Below are 17,977 nucleotides of genomic sequence, written 5' to 3' on the forward strand. Positions count from 1 at the left end.
ATTTAAACTTTATAATGAACCAAATTGTATTATTTAAAAAACAAATCCAAAAAATTAAATTAATTTTTAGAATGCTCATTGCCAAAATAATATCGGCAATGAGCATTCTATTTTTATACTATAAATTGCTTCCAAAGTCACTCTGCTTATTAATTATGATTATTTCTATATTAATAAAGAAAATAAAGGTGTATTAATTAAAACTATGTTGTAATAATTACTTTGTTAGACAATCAAAATAATTTATGTTATCTTAAAAATGATTTATAGAAGTGATAGTATCATCACTTTTTATAATATTTGTTGAATATTTTTTAGGGGGGATTTTATATGTGGAATAGTGAAGACAAGATGCATTATAAAATGTATAAAGCAGGCAAGCACTGGATGTATAGTGCGATTACTGTAACAATGTTTTCAATTGCTGCATTAGGTGGCACATTATTATTAAATAATAATAATGTGCATGCCGATGTTGATAGTTTGACTCAAGCACAAAAAATAAGCACAGGTCAAAGTAATAGCAATACACAAGAAAGCACCGCTTCTGATTCAAATGATGATAAAGCAGCTAACGACAGTGTAGCTGCTAAACCAGAAGAACAGAAACAAGCAGCAACAACGGAAGCGGCTACTGAAGAAAGTACCGCTTCTGATTCAAATGATGACCAAGCAACTAATGACAATACAGCTGCTAAGCCAGACGAACAAAAACAAACAACAACAGAAGAATCGGCTACTAAAGAAAGCACCGCTTTTGATTCAAATGATGATCAAGCAGCTAGTGATAATACAGCTGCTAAACCAGAAGAACAGAAACAAGCAGCAACAACGGAAGCGGCTACTAAAGAAAGTACCGCTTCTGATTCAAATGATGACCAAGCAACTAATGACAATACAGCTGCAAAACCAGACGAACAAAAACAAGCAGCAACAACGAATACAGCGGCTACAGAGGAAAAAACAGCCACAGATTCAAATCGTGATCAAGCAGAAAATGATAACACAGCTGCAAAATCAGACGAACAAAATCAAGTAGCAACAACAGAAACAGCGGCTACTAAAGAAAGTACCGCTTCTGATTCAAATAATGACCAAGCAGCAAATGAAAACACATTTGCAAAACTGGAAGAACAAAAACAAACAGCAACAACAGAATCATCTGTTAATAAGGAAAACACTGATGCTGATTCTAAAAACGAAAACGGTTCAACAGATGAACAACAAGATGTTAATGATGCACCAGAAAATGATGATAGTGTAATAGATAAGTCTAAAAATCTTGAAGTAGCTAATTCAATTACTGATGATCCAAATAATAGTAATGTTACAAAAAATCAAAATGTTGATGATCGTGATGACTTATATAATAAAGCTCAATTACGATTAGCAGCGACTGATGCTGATTCTGTAACTGTGACTACTGCACAAGAATTTTATGATGCTTTAAGAACAGGTACTGCCCCTACAATCAATGTTGGAGCTAATATTGATCTTAGCACTTTGGCTCCTAGTGCAGGCCCTACTGAAGTAACAATGCAAAATTTGCGAGATAATGTAGTTCTTCAATCCGCTCCTGGTGAGATTTATACTGTAGATTTAGGTCCCTATGCTTTTAGAATACGAAACAGTAACGCTAATGTTACAATTCAAAATTTAAAGGCTTTTGGTCGTAGCTATTATGGAATTATTTCTAGAGCAGGTAGATACGATCTTAGTAATTTGGATTATACTGGATCTCAATTAATTTATTCACCAAGTGCTGATATTTATATTCATAATAATGTTAAGTCTGCAAGTGTTACAACATATAACAATGGATTTTCAGGTGGTGAAAAGTATACTCAAGATTGTACTCCAACTAGTGTTCCTAATAGACAACAAGTAATTCAAGGGGAATCAATTACTTTTACTTCCGGAAGTACTTTTGATGCTTCCACAGTTAATGGAAACGTTATTGAATTAAGTTCTGGTGGAAAAGGTGCTGTTTTGGAAGACAATTCTACTGTTACTTTGCATCCACATGGCGCCAATACTAGTGGTGAAAACATAAGCAATGGTTCTGCTTATGCTATTAAAGCTACTAGTGCTAATGTATCAATTGGAAAAAATGCAGCTTTGAATATTATTGCTGATGACAGTCAGCCTGCAGATAAAGGGATGACGGCTGGAGCTATTCAACTCAGGGGTACATCAGAAATCAATATCGCAGATAATGGAAAATTAAATGTTGAGACTGATGGACAAGCAAAGTCTGAGCCAATTTATTTGACTAATAGTTCAACAATGAATGTTTCAGACAGTTCATCGTTTATATACAATGGAAAGAATCTTGGTAATTATACTGGTGATATTATCCATGTAGATGGAACTGGGGTTTTCTCGATTAGTCAAAATGGTAATTTCCAAGTTAATGTTGATGGTAATGGAAAAATTCAAGTTTTTGGAATTAAAAATTCAGGAAACTTTACTGTTGACCACCCAGGTATATTTATTGTTGATACTACGCAAAACACTAATTCTGGAACTACGATGTTGACGAATGGATCATTAAAAGTAACTAATGCGGAGCTGAAATTATCAGATGGTACTTATTCGATTCCAATTAAATCAGTTACATTGTACTTCCAAAATGGAATAGTAACAGATGTTCAAGATTTACAAACTATCTCTAGATCCGAAATTGATAACTTTATAGGTAAAACTGATAGTTTGACGAATCTAGATGACAGTTCACAAGATGCAGACAATCAGGCAATTATTTCTACTTTAAAAAATAATGGTAATGCACTTCGGGTAGTTGAATTTCTTGCTGATACCCCATCAAAAGAGGATAAAGATGCAGCTATCAACAAACTTAAAAATTATGGACAGGCTGCTAAAGATAAGATTGCCAATATGCCTGGGTTGACCTCTCAAGAGATTAGCAATGGCCAAAAAGCAGTTGATGATGCAGTGAATGATGGAGTTAATAATATTGAAAGTTCCCAAACTCCAGAAGCAATGATGGGTTCATTGAAAGATGGTGAAACCAACATTGATAAGATTGTTAATGGATTACAAGGAACCAGTGATACCAATATTAAAAATGCTAAACAAACGGCCAGTGATAATGTCGATAAGGCTGCCAAAGATGCGATTGATCATATCAATAATAACGATTCCAGCTTGACGCAAGATGAAAAAGATAGTGCGATTAATAAGATAACTGATGATGCTAATCAAGCTAAAGACCAGATTAATAACGCTGGTAGTCTAGATGACATTAAGAATGCCGCCGATGACGGAATTACTAACATTAAAAATGATCAGAGTGCAGCTGATTTGCAAAATGCTAAAAACGAAGCCAAAGATGAATTAGCAAAATACGGTCAAGCCGCAAAAGATAAGATTGCTGAGATACCAGGTTTAACTAGTGACCAGATTAAATCAAATGATGCAGCGATTGATAAAGAAGTAGCTAACGGTTCTGCAAATATTGATAATGCTAGTGACACCGCCGGTGTTGATAGTGCCTTAAGTACCAGTGAAGGCAATATTGATAAAATTGTTGACTTGCAAAATGCCAAAGACACTGCTAAAGGCAAACTAGCAGACTACGGTCAAGCCGCAAAAGATAAGATTGCTAAAATGCCAGGTTTAAGCAGCGACCAGATCAGTTCAGCTGATGCAGCGATTGATAAAGAAGTAGCTAATGGTTCTGCAAATATTGATAGTGCCAGTGACACCGCAGGTGTTGACAGTGCCTTAACTACTAGTGAAGGCAATATTGATAAAATTGTTGATAGTCAACAAGCTGCCAGCGATAGTAAGATTAGTAGTGACAAAACAGCTGCTATTAATAATGTAGATCAAGCTGCAAAAGATGCGATTGATCATATCAATAATAACGATTCCAGCTTGACGCAAGATGAAAAAGATAATGCGATTAATAAGATAACTGATGATGCTAATCAAGCTAAAGATCAGATTAATAACGCTACTACTCCAGATGCGATTACGAATGCTGAAAATGACGGAATCACTAACATTAAAAATGATCAAAATGCAGCCGATTTGCAAAACTTGCAAAATGCTAAAGACACTGCTAAAGGCAAACTATCAGATTACGGTCAAGCCGCAAAAGATAAGATTGCTAAGATGCCAGGTTTGAGCAGCGACCAAATCAGTTCAGCTGATGCAGCGATTGATAAAGAAGTAGCTAGCGGTTCTGCAAATATTGATAATGCTAGTGACACCGCCGGTGTTGATAGTGCTTTAACTACCAGTGAAAGTAATATTGATAAAATTGTTGATAGTCAACAAGCTTCCAGCGATAGTAAGATTAGTAATGATAAGCAAACAGCTAGTGATAATGTCAATAAGGCTGCTAAAGATGCGATTGATCATATCAATAATAACGATTCCAGCTTAACGCAAGATGAAAAAAATAGTGCGATTAATAAGATAACTGATGATGCTAATCAAGCTAAAGATCAGATTAATAACGCTACTACTCCAGATGCGATTACGAATGCAGAAAATGACGGAATCACTAACATTAAAAATGATCAAAATGCAGCCGACTTACAAAATGCTAAAAACAAGGCTAAAGGCGAACTAGTAAATTACGGTCAAGCCGCAAAAGACAAGATTGCTAAGATGCCAGGCTTAAGCAGCGACCAAATCAGTTCAGCTGATGCAGCAATTGATAAAGAAGTAGCTAGCGGTTCTGCAAATATTGATAGTGCCAGTGACACCGCCGGTGTTGATAGTGCCTTAACTACCAGTGAAGGTAATATTGATAAAATTGTTGATAGTCAACAAGCTTCCAGCGATAGTAAGATTAGTAGTGATAAAACAGCTGCTATTAATAATGTAGATCAAGCCGCAAAAGATGCGATTGATCACATTAATAACGAACCTAACTTAACGCCAGCTGAAAAGACAGATGCCGTTAATAAGATAACTGATGATGCTAATCAAGCTAAAGATCAGATTAATAACGCTACTACTCCAGATGCGATTACAAATGCTGAAAATGACGGAATCACTAACATTAAAAATAATCAAAATGCAGCCGACTTACAAAATGCTAAAAACAAGGCTAAAGGCGAACTAGTAAATTACGGTCAAGCCGCAAAAGACAAGATTGCTAAGATGCCAGGCTTAAGCAGCGACCAAATTAGTTCAGCTGATGCAGCAATTGATAAAGAAGTAGCTAACGGTTCTGCAAATATTGATAATGCTAGTGACACCGCCGGTGTTGATAGTGCCTTAACTACTAGTGAAGGTAATATTGATAAGATTGTTGATAGTCAACAAGCTGCCAGCGATAGTAAGATTAGTAGTGACAAAACAGCTGCTATTAATAATGTAGATCAAGCTGCAAAAGATGCGATTGATCATATCAATAATAACGATTCCAGCTTGACGCAAGATGAAAAAGATAGTGCAATTAATAAGATAACTGATGATGCTAATCAAGCTAAAGATCAGATTAATAACGCTACTACTTCAGATGACATTACGAGTGCAGAAAATGACGGAATCACTAACATTAAAAATGATCAAAATGCAGCTGATTTGCAAAACTTGCAAAATGCTAAAGATATTGCTAGAGGCAAACTAGCAGATTACGGTCAAGCTGCAAAAGATAAGATTGCTAAGATGCCAGGTTTAACCATCGACCAGATCAGTTCAGCTGATGCAGCAATTGATAAAGAAGTAGCTAGCGGTTCTGCAAATATTGATAATGCCAGTGACACCGCAGGTGTTGACAGTGCCTTAAGTACCAGTGAAGGCAATATTGATAAAATTGTTGATAGTCAACAAGCTTCCAGCGATAGTAAGATTAGTAGTGATAAAACAGCTGCTATTAATAATGTAGATCAAGCCGCAAAAGATGCGATTGATCACATTAATAACGAACCTAACTTAACGCCAGCTGAAAAGACAGATGCCGTTAATAAGATAACTGATGATGCTAATCAAGCTAAAGATCAGATTAATAACGCTACTACTCCAGATGCGATTACAAATGCTGAAAATGACGGAATCACTAACATTAAAAATAATCAAAATGCAGCCGACTTACAAAATGCTAAAAACAAGGCTAAAGGCGAACTAGTAAATTACGGTCAAGCCGCAAAAGACAAGATTGCTAAGATGCCAGGCTTAAGCAGCGACCAAATTAGTTCAGCTGATGCAGCAATTGATAAAGAAGTAGCTAACGGTTCTGCAAATATTGATAATGCTAGTGACACCGCCGGTGTTGATAGTGCCTTAACTACTAGTGAAGGTAATATTGATAAGATTGTTGATAGTCAACAAGCTGCCAGCGATAGTAAGATTAGTAGTGACAAAACAGCTGCTATTAATAATGTAGATCAAGCTGCAAAAGATGCGATTGATCATATCAATAATAACGATTCCAGCTTGACGCAAGATGAAAAAGATAGTGCAATTAATAAGATAACTGATGATGCTAATCAAGCTAAAGATCAGATTAATAACGCTACTACTTCAGATGACATTACGAGTGCAGAAAATGACGGAATCACTAACATTAAAAATGATCAAAATGCAGCTGATTTGCAAAACTTGCAAAATGCTAAAGATATTGCTAGAGGCAAACTAGCAGATTACGGTCAAGCTGCAAAAGATAAGATTGCTAAGATGCCAGGTTTAACCATCGACCAGATCAGTTCAGCTGATGCAGCAATTGATAAAGAAGTAGCTAGCGGTTCTGCAAATATTGATAATGCCAGTGACACCGCAGGTGTTGACAGTGCCTTAAGTACCAGTGAAGGCAATATTGATAAAATTGTTGATAGTCAACAAGCTTCCAGTGATAGTAAGATTAGTAGTGATAAAACAGCTGCTATTAATAATGTAGATCAAGCCGAAAAAGATGCGATTGATCACATTAATAACGAACCTAACTTAACTCCAGCTGAAAAGAAAGATGCCGTTAAGAAGGTAACTGATGATGCCGATCAAGCTAAAAATCAGATTAATAACGCTACTACTCCAGATGCGATTACGAGTGCTGAAAATGACGGAATCACTAACATTACTAACGATCAAAATGCCGCCGACTTGCAAAATGCTAAAAACAAGGCTAAAGGCGAACTAGTAAATTACGGTCAAGCCGCAAAAGATAAGATTGCTAAGATGCCAGGTTTGAGCAGTGACCAAATCAGTTCAGCTGATGCAGCAATTGATAAAGAAGTAGCTAACGGTTCTGCAAATATTGATAATGCTAGTGACACCGCCGGTGTTGATAGTGCTTTAACTACTAGTGAAGGTAATATTGATAAAATTGTTGATAGTCAACAAGCTTCCAGTGATAGCAAGATTAGTAATGATAAGCAGTCAGCTAGTGATGATGTAGATCATGCCGCTAAAGATGCAATTGATCACATTAATAACGAACCTAACTTAACTCCAGATGAAAAGAAAGATGCCGTTAAGAAGGTAACTGATGATGCTAATCAAGCTAAAGATCAGATTAATAACGCTGGTAATCCAGATGACATTAAGAAGGCCGCTGATAACGGAACTACTAACATTATTAATAATCAAAATGCCGCCGACTTGCAAAATGCTAAAAACAAGGCTAAAGGCGAACTAGTAAATTACGGTCAAGCCGCAAAAGATAAGATTGCTAAGATGCCAGGTTTGAGCAGTGACCAAATCAGTTCAGCTGATGCAGCCATTGATAAAGAAGTAGCTAACGGTTCTGCAAATATTGATAATGCTAGTGACACCGCCGGTGTTGATAGTGCTTTAACTACTAGTGAAGGTAATATTGATAAAATTGTTGATAGTCAACAAGCTTCCAGTGATAGCAAGATTAGTAATGATAAGCAGTCAGCTAGTGATGATGTAGATCATGCCGCTAAAGATGCAATTGATCACATTAATAACGAACCTAACTTAACTCCAGATGAAAAGAAAGATGCCGTTAAGAAGGTAACTGATGATGCTAATCAAGCTAAAGATCAGATTAATAACGCTGGTAATCCAGATGACATTAAGAAGGCCGCTGATAACGGAACTACTAACATTATTAATGATCAAAATGCCGCCGACTTGCAAAATGCTAAAAACAAGGCTAAAGGCGAACTAGTAAATTACGGTCAAGCCGCAAAAGACAAAATTGCTAAGATGCCAGGTTTGAGCAGTGACCAAATCAGTTCAGCTGATGCAGCCATTGATAAAGAAGTAGCTAACGGTTCTGCAAATATTGATAATGCTAGTGACACCGCCGGTGTTGATAGTGCTTTAACTACTAGTGAAGGTAATATTGATAAAATTGTTGATAGTCAACAAGCTTCCAGTGATAGCAAGATTAGTAATGATAAGCAGTCAGCTAGTGATGATGTAGATCATGCCGCTAAAGATGCAATTGATCACATTAATAACGAACCTAACTTAACTCCAGATGAAAAGAAAGATGCCGTTAAGAAGGTAACTGATGATGCTAATCAAGCTAAAGATCAGATTAATAACGCTGGTAATCCAGATGATATTAAGAAGGCCGCTGATAACGGAATTACTAACATTACTAACGATCAAAATGCCGCCGACTTGCAAAATGCTAAAAACAAGGCTAAAGGCGAACTAGTAAATTACGGTCAAGCCGCAAAAGACAAGATTGCTAAGATGCCAGGTTTAACCAGCGACCAGATCAGTTCAGCTGATGCAGCCATTGATAAAGAAGTAGCTAACGGTTCTGCAAATATTGATAATGCTAGTGACACCGCCGGTGTTGATAGTGCTTTAACTACCAGTGAAGGCAATATTGATAAGATTGTTGATAGTCAACAAGCCGCCAGTGATAGTAAGATTAGTAATGATAAGCAGTCAGCTAGTGATGATGTAGACCATGCCGCCAAAGATGCGATTGATCACATTAATAACGAACCAAACTTAACTCCAGATGAAAAGAAAGATGCCGTTAAGAAGGTAACTGATGATGCTAATCAGGCTAAGGACCAAATTAATAACGCTGGTAATCCAGATGACATTAAGAAGGCCGCTGATAACGGAACTACTAACATTACTAACGATCAAAATGCCGCTGACTTGCAAAATGCTAAAAACAAGGCTAAAGGCGAATTAGTAGATTACGGTAATACTGCAAAAGATAATATTGCTAAGATGCCAGGTTTAAGCAGCGACCAAATCAGTTCAGCTGATGCAGCCATTGATAAAGAAGTAGCTAACGGTTCATCAAATATTGATAATGCTAGTGACACCGCCGGTGTTGATAGTGCTTTAACTACCAGTGAAGGCAATATTGATAAGATTGTTGATAGTCAACAAGCTTCCAGTGATAGCAAGATTAGTAATGATAAGCAGTCAGCTAGTGATGATGTAGACCATGCCGCCAAAGATGCGATTGATCACATTAATAACGAACCAAACTTAACTCCAGATGAAAAGAAAGATGCCGTTAAGAAGGTAACTGATGATGCTAATCAGGCTAAGGACCAAATTAATAACGCTGGTAATCCAGATGACATTAAGAAGGCCGCTGATAACGGAACTACTAACATTACTAACGATCAAAATGCCGCTGACTTGCAAAATGCTAAAAACAAGGCTAAAGGCGAATTAGTAGATTACGGTAATACTGCAAAAGATAAGATTGCTAAGATGCCAGGTTTAAGCAGCGACCAAATCAGTTCAGCTGATGCAGCCATTGATAAAGAAGTAGCTAACGGTTCATCAAATATTGATAATGCTAGTGACACCGCCGGTGTTGATAGTGCTTTAACTACTAGTGAAGGTAATATTGATAAGATTGTTGATAGTCAACAAGCTGCCAGTGATAGTAAGATTAGTAATGATAAGCAGTCAGCTAGTGATGATGTAGATCATGCCGCTAAAGATGCAATTGATCACATTAATAACGAACCTAACTTAACTCCAGCTGAAAAGAAAGATGCCGTTAAGAAGGTAACTGATGATGCTAATCAAGCTAAAGATCAGATTAATAACGCTGGTAATCCAGATGATATTAAGAAGGCCGCTGATAACGGAATTACTAACATTACTAACGATCAAAATGCAGCCGACTTGCAAAATGCTAAAAACAAGGCTAAAGGCGAACTAGTAAATTACGGTCAAGCCGCAAAAGACAAGATTGCTAAGATGCCAGGTTTGAGCAGCGACCAAATCAGTTCAGCTGATGCAGCAATTGATAAAGAAGTAGCTAATGGTTCTGCAAATATTGATAATGCCAGTGACACCGCCGGTGTTGATAGTGCCTTAACTACCAGTGAAGGTAATATTGATAAGATTGTTGATAGTCAACAAGCTGCCAGTGATAGTAAGATTAGTAATGATAAGCAGTCAGCTAGTGATGATGTAGATCATGCCGCTAAAGATGCAATTGATCACATTAATAACGAACCTAACTTAACTCCAGCTGAAAAGAAAGATGCCGTTAAGAAGGTAACTGATGATGCTAATCAGGCTAAGGACCAAATTAATAAGGCCGTTACTCCAGTCGAGATTAGGAAAGCCGCTGATGACGGAATTATTAATATTATTAACGATCAAGATAATTTTAAACATTATAGTAATAAATCAGTCAGTGAAAATAAAAAATCTCTTCCACAAACTGGTCAAAGTGATAGTGTTCTAGAGTTATTGGGTATAATGGAATTAACTCTTCTTGGAATTTTTGGTTTGGCAAAAACTAAAAAAAGAAAAGATAAATAATTTTATTTATAATTTAGATTCTCTGTTAATCTTATTAATAAATAAAATGTTTGAATAAAGTGTTTTCGCATTAAGCGATTGAATTCTTAGTGAATTCAATCGCTTTTTGTTTAAGCAATTTTAAGAATTATATATTTGAAAGTAAAAACAATATTTAAATATGCTAAGATTCTGTTTTTTAATTATCAAAAACCGAACGTTAAAATTAAAAACACGTCAAAAAGTTAACATCAATTGACAGATATGAGAACTTTGTGGTTTAATTTGTATGAAAGATAGTTTAAAAGACGAATTACAAGGAGAATATCAATGGCAAAAGTTATGATTGTGATGGGTTCTATTTCAGATTGGCCAACGATGAAAGAAACAGCTCGAGTTTTGGATGATTTAGGAGTTGCTTATGACAAGAAAATCATTTCAGCTCATCGAACTCCCGATTTATTAACTGAATTTGCAAAGGGTGCTTTAGATGAAGACATTTCAGTCATCATTGCTGGTGCAGGAGGGGCAGCTCACTTACCCGGTATGATTGCTGCTAATACAATTGTTCCAGTAATTGGAGTTCCCATTAAAAGTAAAGCCCTTAACGGACTAGATTCACTCCTAAGTATTGTACAAATGCCATCAGGTGTGCCGGTTGCGACTGTAGCAATTGGAACTCCCGGTGCCAAAAATGCTGGATATTTAGCTGCCCAGCAACTAGCTATGTCTGATAAATCAATTCGAGAAAATGTCATTAATTTTAGAAAAAATGCGGCTCAGTCAGTACTTGAAAGTGAGGGAAAGTTAGATGAAGAATAATCAAATTATTCCTCCAGCTACAATTGGAATTATTGGCGGCGGACAGTTAGGTCGCATGATGGCAGAAGCAGCTAAACCCCTGGGATATAACGTGGTTATTTTAGATCCTCAACCTAATTCTCCTGCTGGACAAGTCTCAGATGATCAAATTGTGGCGGAATATGATGATGTTGCTGCTTTAACTGATTTAGCTAAACGTTGTGATGTTTTAACTTATGAATTTGAAAATGTTGATACAAATGCTTTGAAACAAGTCTCCGGTTTAGTTAGTGTGCCACAAGGTACTAAATTATTGGAAATTACTTCTGATCGATTATTGGAAAAAGAATTTATCCAGAAAACTGGGCTTCCAGTAACGGATTTTGTAGATGTTGCAACAATTGAAAAACTTCCACAGGAAACTGCTAAATTGGGATATCCGGCCATTTTGAAAACACGCAGTGGTGGATATGATGGGCATGGTCAATGGAACATTGAAAATGAAACCGAAATGCAGGATGTTTTACATAAATTAGCTGGAAAAATTAATGTGCCATTGATTTTGGAAAAGAAACTAACATTTGATCAAGAAATCAGTATCATGGTAACGCGTGATGGAAATCAGGAAATTAGAACTTGGCCCATTGCTCAAAATACGCATCAAGATCATATTTTAAAAATTACTGATGTAAATGATAAATTATCTGAAAAATTAGTTCAGAAAGCTCATGAATATGCGGGAAAAATCGCAAAAAATTTGAATTTAAGCGGAGTTCTAGGAATCGAGATGTTTGTGGTTGGCGATGAAGTTTATGTTAATGAATTAGCACCGCGTCCTCATAATTCTGGTCATTATTCAATTGAAGGCTGTAACGTTTCTCAATTTGAAGGACATATTCGTAGCATTACTGGATTGCCAATTGCCAAGATTGAACAATTGAGTGATTCAATTTGCATGATTAATCTATTAGGTAATCAAATGACTCAGGCACGCGATGATTTAGTTAATCATCCAGACTGGCATTTTCATGATTATCAAAAAGATCAAATTAAACCGAAACGAAAAATGGGTCATATTACCGTCTTAGGGCAAAATAATAGTAATGATTTAAAAACATGGGAGAAGGCACATCATGAAAGCAATTAAAAAAGGGGAACAAATCACCGAAGGAAAAGCAAAAGTGATTTTTGCAACTGATGATCCGGAAGTTTTATGGGTTCACAGTAAAGATCAAGCCACTGCTTTGAATGGTAAAAAGAAGGTAGCCATTAATCAAAAAGGATACTACACCAACCATATTAGCTCCTTGTTATTTCAATATTTAAATGATCAAGCTGTACCAACTCATTTTCTTAGTTTGGAAAGTGATACTGATGTTTTAGTAAAACGTTTGAAAATGATGCCTTTGGAAGTAGTTGTGCGAAACTTTGCTTCTGGTCATTTTGTCACTCGATTTGCAGTTCCTAATATGTTGAAATTAAATCCCCCAGTACAGGAATTTTATTATAAATCTGATGAATTAGACGATCCGATGATTAATGATTCTCAAATTATTGCTTTGAAAATTGCCGATGAACAACAAATAAAAACATTAAAAACTAAAGCTTTGAAAATTAATGAAACATTAAAAACGCTCTTTGATCAAATTAAGATTGATTTAGTCGACATTAAATTTGAGTTTGGAACTACTAAAACTGGTGATTTAGTTTTAGGCGATGAACTTTCACCTGATAACATGCGGTTAGTTGATCAAGAAACCGGTAAATCGCTTGATAAAGATGTCTTTAGAAAAGAAACTGGTAATTTACTTGATGGTTATGCAGTGGTATTAGACCGTTTGCAACAAAAATTAGGAGAATAATTATGTATTTTGGAAGAGTCTACGTTTCATATAAACAATCAGTGTTAGATCCGCAAGGTGAAGTCATTAAGTCTGGATTAACACATATGGGCTTTGACAAGATTGAATCTGTTAAACAAGGTAAATATTTTGAAATTAAATTTGCAGCCACAGATATGAAACAGGCTAAACAAGAATTAGTGAAAATGATTGAAGCGCTTTTGATTAATGCCAACACTGAAACATATCGTTATGACTTAAAAGAATTGGAGGACTAGGCATGAAAGCTGCTGTGATTCAATTTCCAGGTTCTAATTGTGATATGGACATGATGCATGCTTTACAAGATTTTGGAGTTGATGCCGCATTAGTATCACATAATGCAACTGATTTATCCGACTACGATGCAATTTTTTTGCCAGGCGGTTTTTCTTTTGGTGATTATTTACGTTCAGGAGCAATTGCTCGTTTTTCGCCGATTATGAATGCCGTAAAAAAAGCTGATGAAGCTGGGAAAACAATTGTAGGAATCTGTAATGGCTTTCAGATATTGACAGAAGCCGGGTTGTTACCAGGACAATTAATGCAAAATGAACACCCAGGTTTTATCTGTGATGAGGTTAAATTAAAAATCACAAATGCGGACACTGAATTTAGTCAGGCATACCAAACAGATGAGCTAACTTTACCAGTTGCACATGGCGAAGGTCGTTATTATGCAGACCAGGCGACAATTACTAAACTGGAAAAAAATCAGCAAATTGTATTTAAATATCAAACAAATCTCAATGGTTCTAGTGATGATATTGCTGGAATCACAAATCAAAAGGGAAATGTTTTAGGAATGATGCCTCATCCGGAACGTGCGATTGAAGCAATTCTTGGAAATACTGATGGCAGAAAATTATTTGAAAGTATTTTAGATAATTAGTTGGAAGACAAGGAGTGCGTTATGGGAAAAGTTCCAGAACCAATGAGAAATGAACCTTCTCCAGAAGAAATTAAAGAAAATAAAATTTACCGCGATTGGGCGTTGACGACTGAGGAATACGATTTAATTTGTGAACATTTGCATCGATTACCAAATTACACAGAAACAGGATTGTTTGCTGCCATGTGGTCGGAACATTGTTCATATAAAAAATCTAAGCCAGTTTTAAAAGAGTTCTGGTCTAAAAATGAACGTGTTTTGCAAGGTCCTGGTGAAGGAGCTGGAGTTTTAGATATTGGCGACCAACAAGCAGTAGTTTTCAAGGCAGAATCACATAATCATCCTTCAGCGGTTGAGCCATACGAAGGAGCTGCTACTGGTGTTGGTGGAATTTTACGTGATATTTTTTCAATGGGAGCTCAACCAATCGCTGTTTTAGACAGCTTACGCTTTGGGGAATTGAACAATAACGATACTAAACATTTAGTCAATGGGATCATCGCAGGAATTGCTGGTTATGGAAATGCAATTGGAATTCCAACGGTTGGTGGTGAAATCGGATTTGATGCTACTTATCAAGGAAATCCATTAGTTAATGTAATGGCAGTCGGATTGTTAAATCAAGCCGATATGCAAGTTGGTAAAGCTGAAGGAATTGGTAACCGAGTTTTATACGTGGGAGCTAAAACCGGACGAGACGGAATTCACGGGGCTACTTTTGCTTCTAGCGACTTTGATAGCGGGGTTGAAAAAAATCGTTCTGCTGTTCAAGTCGGCGACCCTTTTTTAGAAAAATTAGTCATGGATGCTACTATTAAAGCAATCCGAGAACATGGCGACGAAATTGTAGGTGTGCAAGATATGGGGGCTGCCGGATTAGTTTCATCATCTGCTGAAATGGCTGACGAAGCTGGTACTGGTATTCATCTTGATTTAGATAAAGTTCCACAACGAGAAACTAATATGACTCCTTATGAATTAATGCTATCCGAATCACAAGAACGGATGCTGTTAGTTGTAAAAGCGGATTGCGTTGCTCAAGTTTCTCAAGTGTTTGCTGATGCTGGACTTTCAGCAGTTGATATTGGTGAAGTTACTGATGATGGAAAATATGTGTTGTCATTTAAAGGCCAACAAGTAGCGGATGTGGATGTTAATTATCTAACTAATCCACCTAAACAAGTAATGGAACAGACCAAACCACAGCATCTTAGTTATGAATCTGATAATCAATACCAGCCCCCAATAACTGATGCTAGTGAGACTTTAATGTCCTTATTAAAGCAAAGTACGATTGCCTCTAAAGCCGATTTATTTAAACATTTCGATAGTATGGTGAAAACCAACACTGTTATCAAGCCTGGTGGCGATGCTGCCTTAGTTCGAATTAAAGGAACATCTAAAGCACTTGCAATGACAACCGACATTAGTGGACGTTATACCTATCTTGATCCAAAAATTGGAGGAGAATTAGCGGTCGCAGAAGCCGCTCGCAACATTGTGGCAACTGGTGCTACCCCGATTGGAATTACCGATTGTTTGAATTTTGGTGACCCTGATGATCCAGAAATTTATTATGAACTTGCACAGTCGTGTGAAGGAATTAACGATATGGCAAAAATGCTGAATACTCCGATTATTTCTGGAAATGTTTCCTTGTATAACGAAACTGATGTACAGGCAATTTATCCGACACCAATGGTTGGAATGGTTGGTTTGCTTGATGACGTTCAAAAAGCAACTACGATTAACTTTAAAAACGCTGACGATTTAATTTACTTAGTTGGTGAAGTTAGACCAGACTTTAATGGTACTGAATTACAAAAAATGCAAACTGGTAAAATCGCTGGTAAATTAAGTGATTTTGATAAGGAAAAAGAGAAGCAACATCAACAACTAGTTTTAGCTGGCATCAATCAAAGACTGATTAACAGTGCTCATGATGTAGCTGAAGGTGGGTTAGGAGTTGCGATTGCTGAAATGACCTTTAATACGAACCTAGGTGCAAATGTTAAACAAGATATGCCGGTTAGCTGGTATTTTGCTGAAACCCCCTCGTTGTTTGTAGTAACAGTTAAACCTGAAAACCAGATACAATTTGAAAAATTGGCTGGAAAACAAGCCAACTTAATTGGCAAGGTAACGAAAAATAATGAATTAAATCTTGAAGCTCGCGATCAGAATATTTCAGTACCTAAAAATAAAATTGAAAAAGGTTATCAGGAGGCGATAACATGGCAATTGAACCATTAAAATCTGCTAATTCTTTAAATGAAGAATGTGGAATCTTTGGAGTGTGGGGGATGCCTAACGCCGCAGAATTAACTTTTTACGGGTTACATGCTTTACAACATCGGGGACAAGAAGGAGCAGGGATTGTTTCTAATAATCACGGTCATTTATGGCAGGAACGTGGTTTGGGATTACTTAGTACAGTGTTTGAAGATCCACAAAAATTAAAAAATTTAAAAGGTGATGCAGCATTAGGACATGTTCGATATGCAACAGCTGGATCTGGTGGAGTAGAAAACATTCAGCCGTTTATGGTGAACTTTAACGATATGCAGGTTGCTTTAGCTCATAACGGAAATATTACGAATGCTAAAACTTTGCGTAAAGAGTTAGAAGATAAAGGTGCCATTTTTCAATCCTCATCAGATACTGAAATTTTGTTGCACTTAATTCGTCGTTCGAAAAAAACAACTTTTGTTGGACAACTAAAAGAAGCACTGAACCAGATTCATGGTGGTTTTGCAGTTTTGTTAATGACTCCAGATGGCATTTATGCTGCTTTAGATCCACATGGTTATCGTCCGTTTGTGATTGGTCGGTTGCCTAATGGAGCTTATGTAGCTACTAGTGAAACAGCTGCATTAAATGCTGTTGGAGCTAAATTTGTTCGTGATGTTCAACCGGGTGAATTAATTACAATTAATGATCAAGGAATGAAAATTGATCACTATACTACTGATACCACGTTAAACATTGACTCAATGGAATACATTTATTTTGCACGTCCTGATTCTGACATTTATGGAGTAAACGTTCACCAAGCTCGGAAACGAATGGGAGAACAATTAGCTAAAGAGGCTCCTGCTGACGCTGATATTGTGGTAGCCGTTCCTAATTCTTCATTATCAGCTACCATGGGATATGCTGAAGCTTCTGGACTTCCTAATGAAATGGGATTGATTAAGAACCAGTATATTGCTAGAACTTTTATTGAACCAACTCAGGAGAGACGAGAACGAGCTGTACGGATGAAATTAAGTGCAATTCCTTCTGTTTTAAAAGGGAAACGAGTGGTTTTGGTTGATGATTCAATTGTTCGAGGGACGACCTCAAAGTACATTATTCGGATGCTTCGTGAAGCAGGTGCGAAAGAAGTACATGTTCGGATTGCTTCTCCAGCTTTTAAATATCCCTCTTTTTATGGGATTGATATGCAAACTAGTAAGGAATTAATGGCAGCAAATAATTCAACTGAAGCAATGCGAAAGAAAATCGGGGCTGATTCGCTTCAATTTTTATCAACTGAAGGTTTGGTTGATTCAATTGGATTACAGCATGCTGATAAGGGAACCGGATTAACGACCGCTTATTTTGATGGTCATTATCCTTCTCCCATTTATGACTATGAACCTGAATTAGCTGCGAAAGAAAAAACAGGAGAAGTTACTTTCGATCCCGAAGTGGGACAGAAATAGTT

General features: G+C 36.7%; 8 protein-coding genes. All 8 read left to right on the forward strand.

Going from position 1 to position 17,977, the window contains the following annotated elements; genetic code table 11:
- The first annotated feature begins 330 nt into the window (after nucleotides 1-330).
- The 8 genes from AC0GLR_RS01605 to purF all read left to right on the forward strand — a co-directional run bounded on the left by AC0GLR_RS01605 (nucleotide 331) and on the right by purF (nucleotide 17,975).
- Nucleotides 331-10,716 carry a DUF1542 domain-containing protein gene (locus AC0GLR_RS01605; RefSeq protein ID WP_495605076.1) on the forward strand — a complete coding sequence of 3,462 codons (10,386 nt, stop codon included), beginning with the start codon at nucleotides 331-333 and terminating at the stop codon, nucleotides 10,714-10,716.
- 309 nt (nucleotides 10,717-11,025) lie between these two features.
- Nucleotides 11,026-11,517 (forward strand): 5-(carboxyamino)imidazole ribonucleotide mutase, encoded by a 492-nt coding sequence (gene purE, locus AC0GLR_RS01610; protein ID WP_495605077.1) that lies wholly within the window; start codon nucleotides 11,026-11,028, stop codon nucleotides 11,515-11,517.
- The gene (gene purK / locus AC0GLR_RS01615; RefSeq protein WP_495605078.1) at nucleotides 11,507-12,643 is read left to right on the forward strand and encodes a 5-(carboxyamino)imidazole ribonucleotide synthase; all 1,137 of its coding nucleotides are present in this window, start codon (nucleotides 11,507-11,509) and stop codon (nucleotides 12,641-12,643) included. The genes purE and purK overlap by 11 nt, the downstream gene beginning before the upstream one ends.
- Nucleotides 12,630-13,358 carry a phosphoribosylaminoimidazolesuccinocarboxamide synthase gene (gene purC, locus AC0GLR_RS01620; protein WP_495605079.1) on the forward strand — a complete coding sequence of 243 codons (729 nt, stop codon included), beginning with the start codon at nucleotides 12,630-12,632 and terminating at the stop codon, nucleotides 13,356-13,358. Before purK ends, purC begins: the two co-directional genes overlap by 14 nt.
- Before the next feature lie 2 nt (nucleotides 13,359-13,360).
- Nucleotides 13,361-13,615 (forward strand): phosphoribosylformylglycinamidine synthase subunit PurS, encoded by a 255-nt coding sequence (gene purS / locus AC0GLR_RS01625; protein WP_495605080.1) that lies wholly within the window; start codon nucleotides 13,361-13,363, stop codon nucleotides 13,613-13,615.
- A 2-nt stretch (nucleotides 13,616-13,617) separates the two neighbouring features.
- Entirely contained in the window at nucleotides 13,618-14,268 is a 651-nt protein-coding gene (purQ, locus tag AC0GLR_RS01630) for a phosphoribosylformylglycinamidine synthase subunit PurQ (RefSeq protein ID WP_495605081.1), read from the forward strand.
- A gap of 21 nt (nucleotides 14,269-14,289) precedes the next feature.
- Nucleotides 14,290-16,521: a phosphoribosylformylglycinamidine synthase subunit PurL gene (gene purL / locus AC0GLR_RS01635; protein ID WP_495605082.1), complete on the forward strand. Its 2,232-nt coding sequence runs from the start codon at nucleotides 14,290-14,292 to the stop codon at nucleotides 16,519-16,521.
- Complete coding sequence (purF, locus tag AC0GLR_RS01640) at nucleotides 16,503-17,975, forward strand: amidophosphoribosyltransferase (protein WP_495605083.1); 1,473 nt, start codon at nucleotides 16,503-16,505, stop codon at nucleotides 17,973-17,975. The genes purL and purF overlap by 19 nt, the downstream gene beginning before the upstream one ends.
- Nucleotides 17,976-17,977 lie beyond the last annotated feature (2 nt).

It is taken from the genome of Fructilactobacillus sp. YLN 2412 (assembly GCF_059488745.1).

What these genes read in the sequence shown, in the direction of transcription:
- AC0GLR_RS01605 (WP_495605076.1), top strand. Translation starts at nt 331, where the DNA reads ATGTGGAATAGTGAAGACAAGATGCATTATAAAATGTATAAAGCAGGC.
- purE (WP_495605077.1), top strand. Translation starts at nt 11,026, where the DNA reads ATGGCAAAAGTTATGATTGTGATGGGTTCTATTTCAGATTGGCCAACG.
- purK (WP_495605078.1), top strand. Translation starts at nt 11,507, where the DNA reads ATGAAGAATAATCAAATTATTCCTCCAGCTACAATTGGAATTATTGGC.
- purC (WP_495605079.1), top strand. Translation starts at nt 12,630, where the DNA reads ATGAAAGCAATTAAAAAAGGGGAACAAATCACCGAAGGAAAAGCAAAA.
- purS (WP_495605080.1), top strand. Translation starts at nt 13,361, where the DNA reads ATGTATTTTGGAAGAGTCTACGTTTCATATAAACAATCAGTGTTAGAT.
- purQ (WP_495605081.1), top strand. Translation starts at nt 13,618, where the DNA reads ATGAAAGCTGCTGTGATTCAATTTCCAGGTTCTAATTGTGATATGGAC.
- purL (WP_495605082.1), top strand. Translation starts at nt 14,290, where the DNA reads ATGGGAAAAGTTCCAGAACCAATGAGAAATGAACCTTCTCCAGAAGAA.
- purF (WP_495605083.1), top strand. Translation starts at nt 16,503, where the DNA reads ATGGCAATTGAACCATTAAAATCTGCTAATTCTTTAAATGAAGAATGT.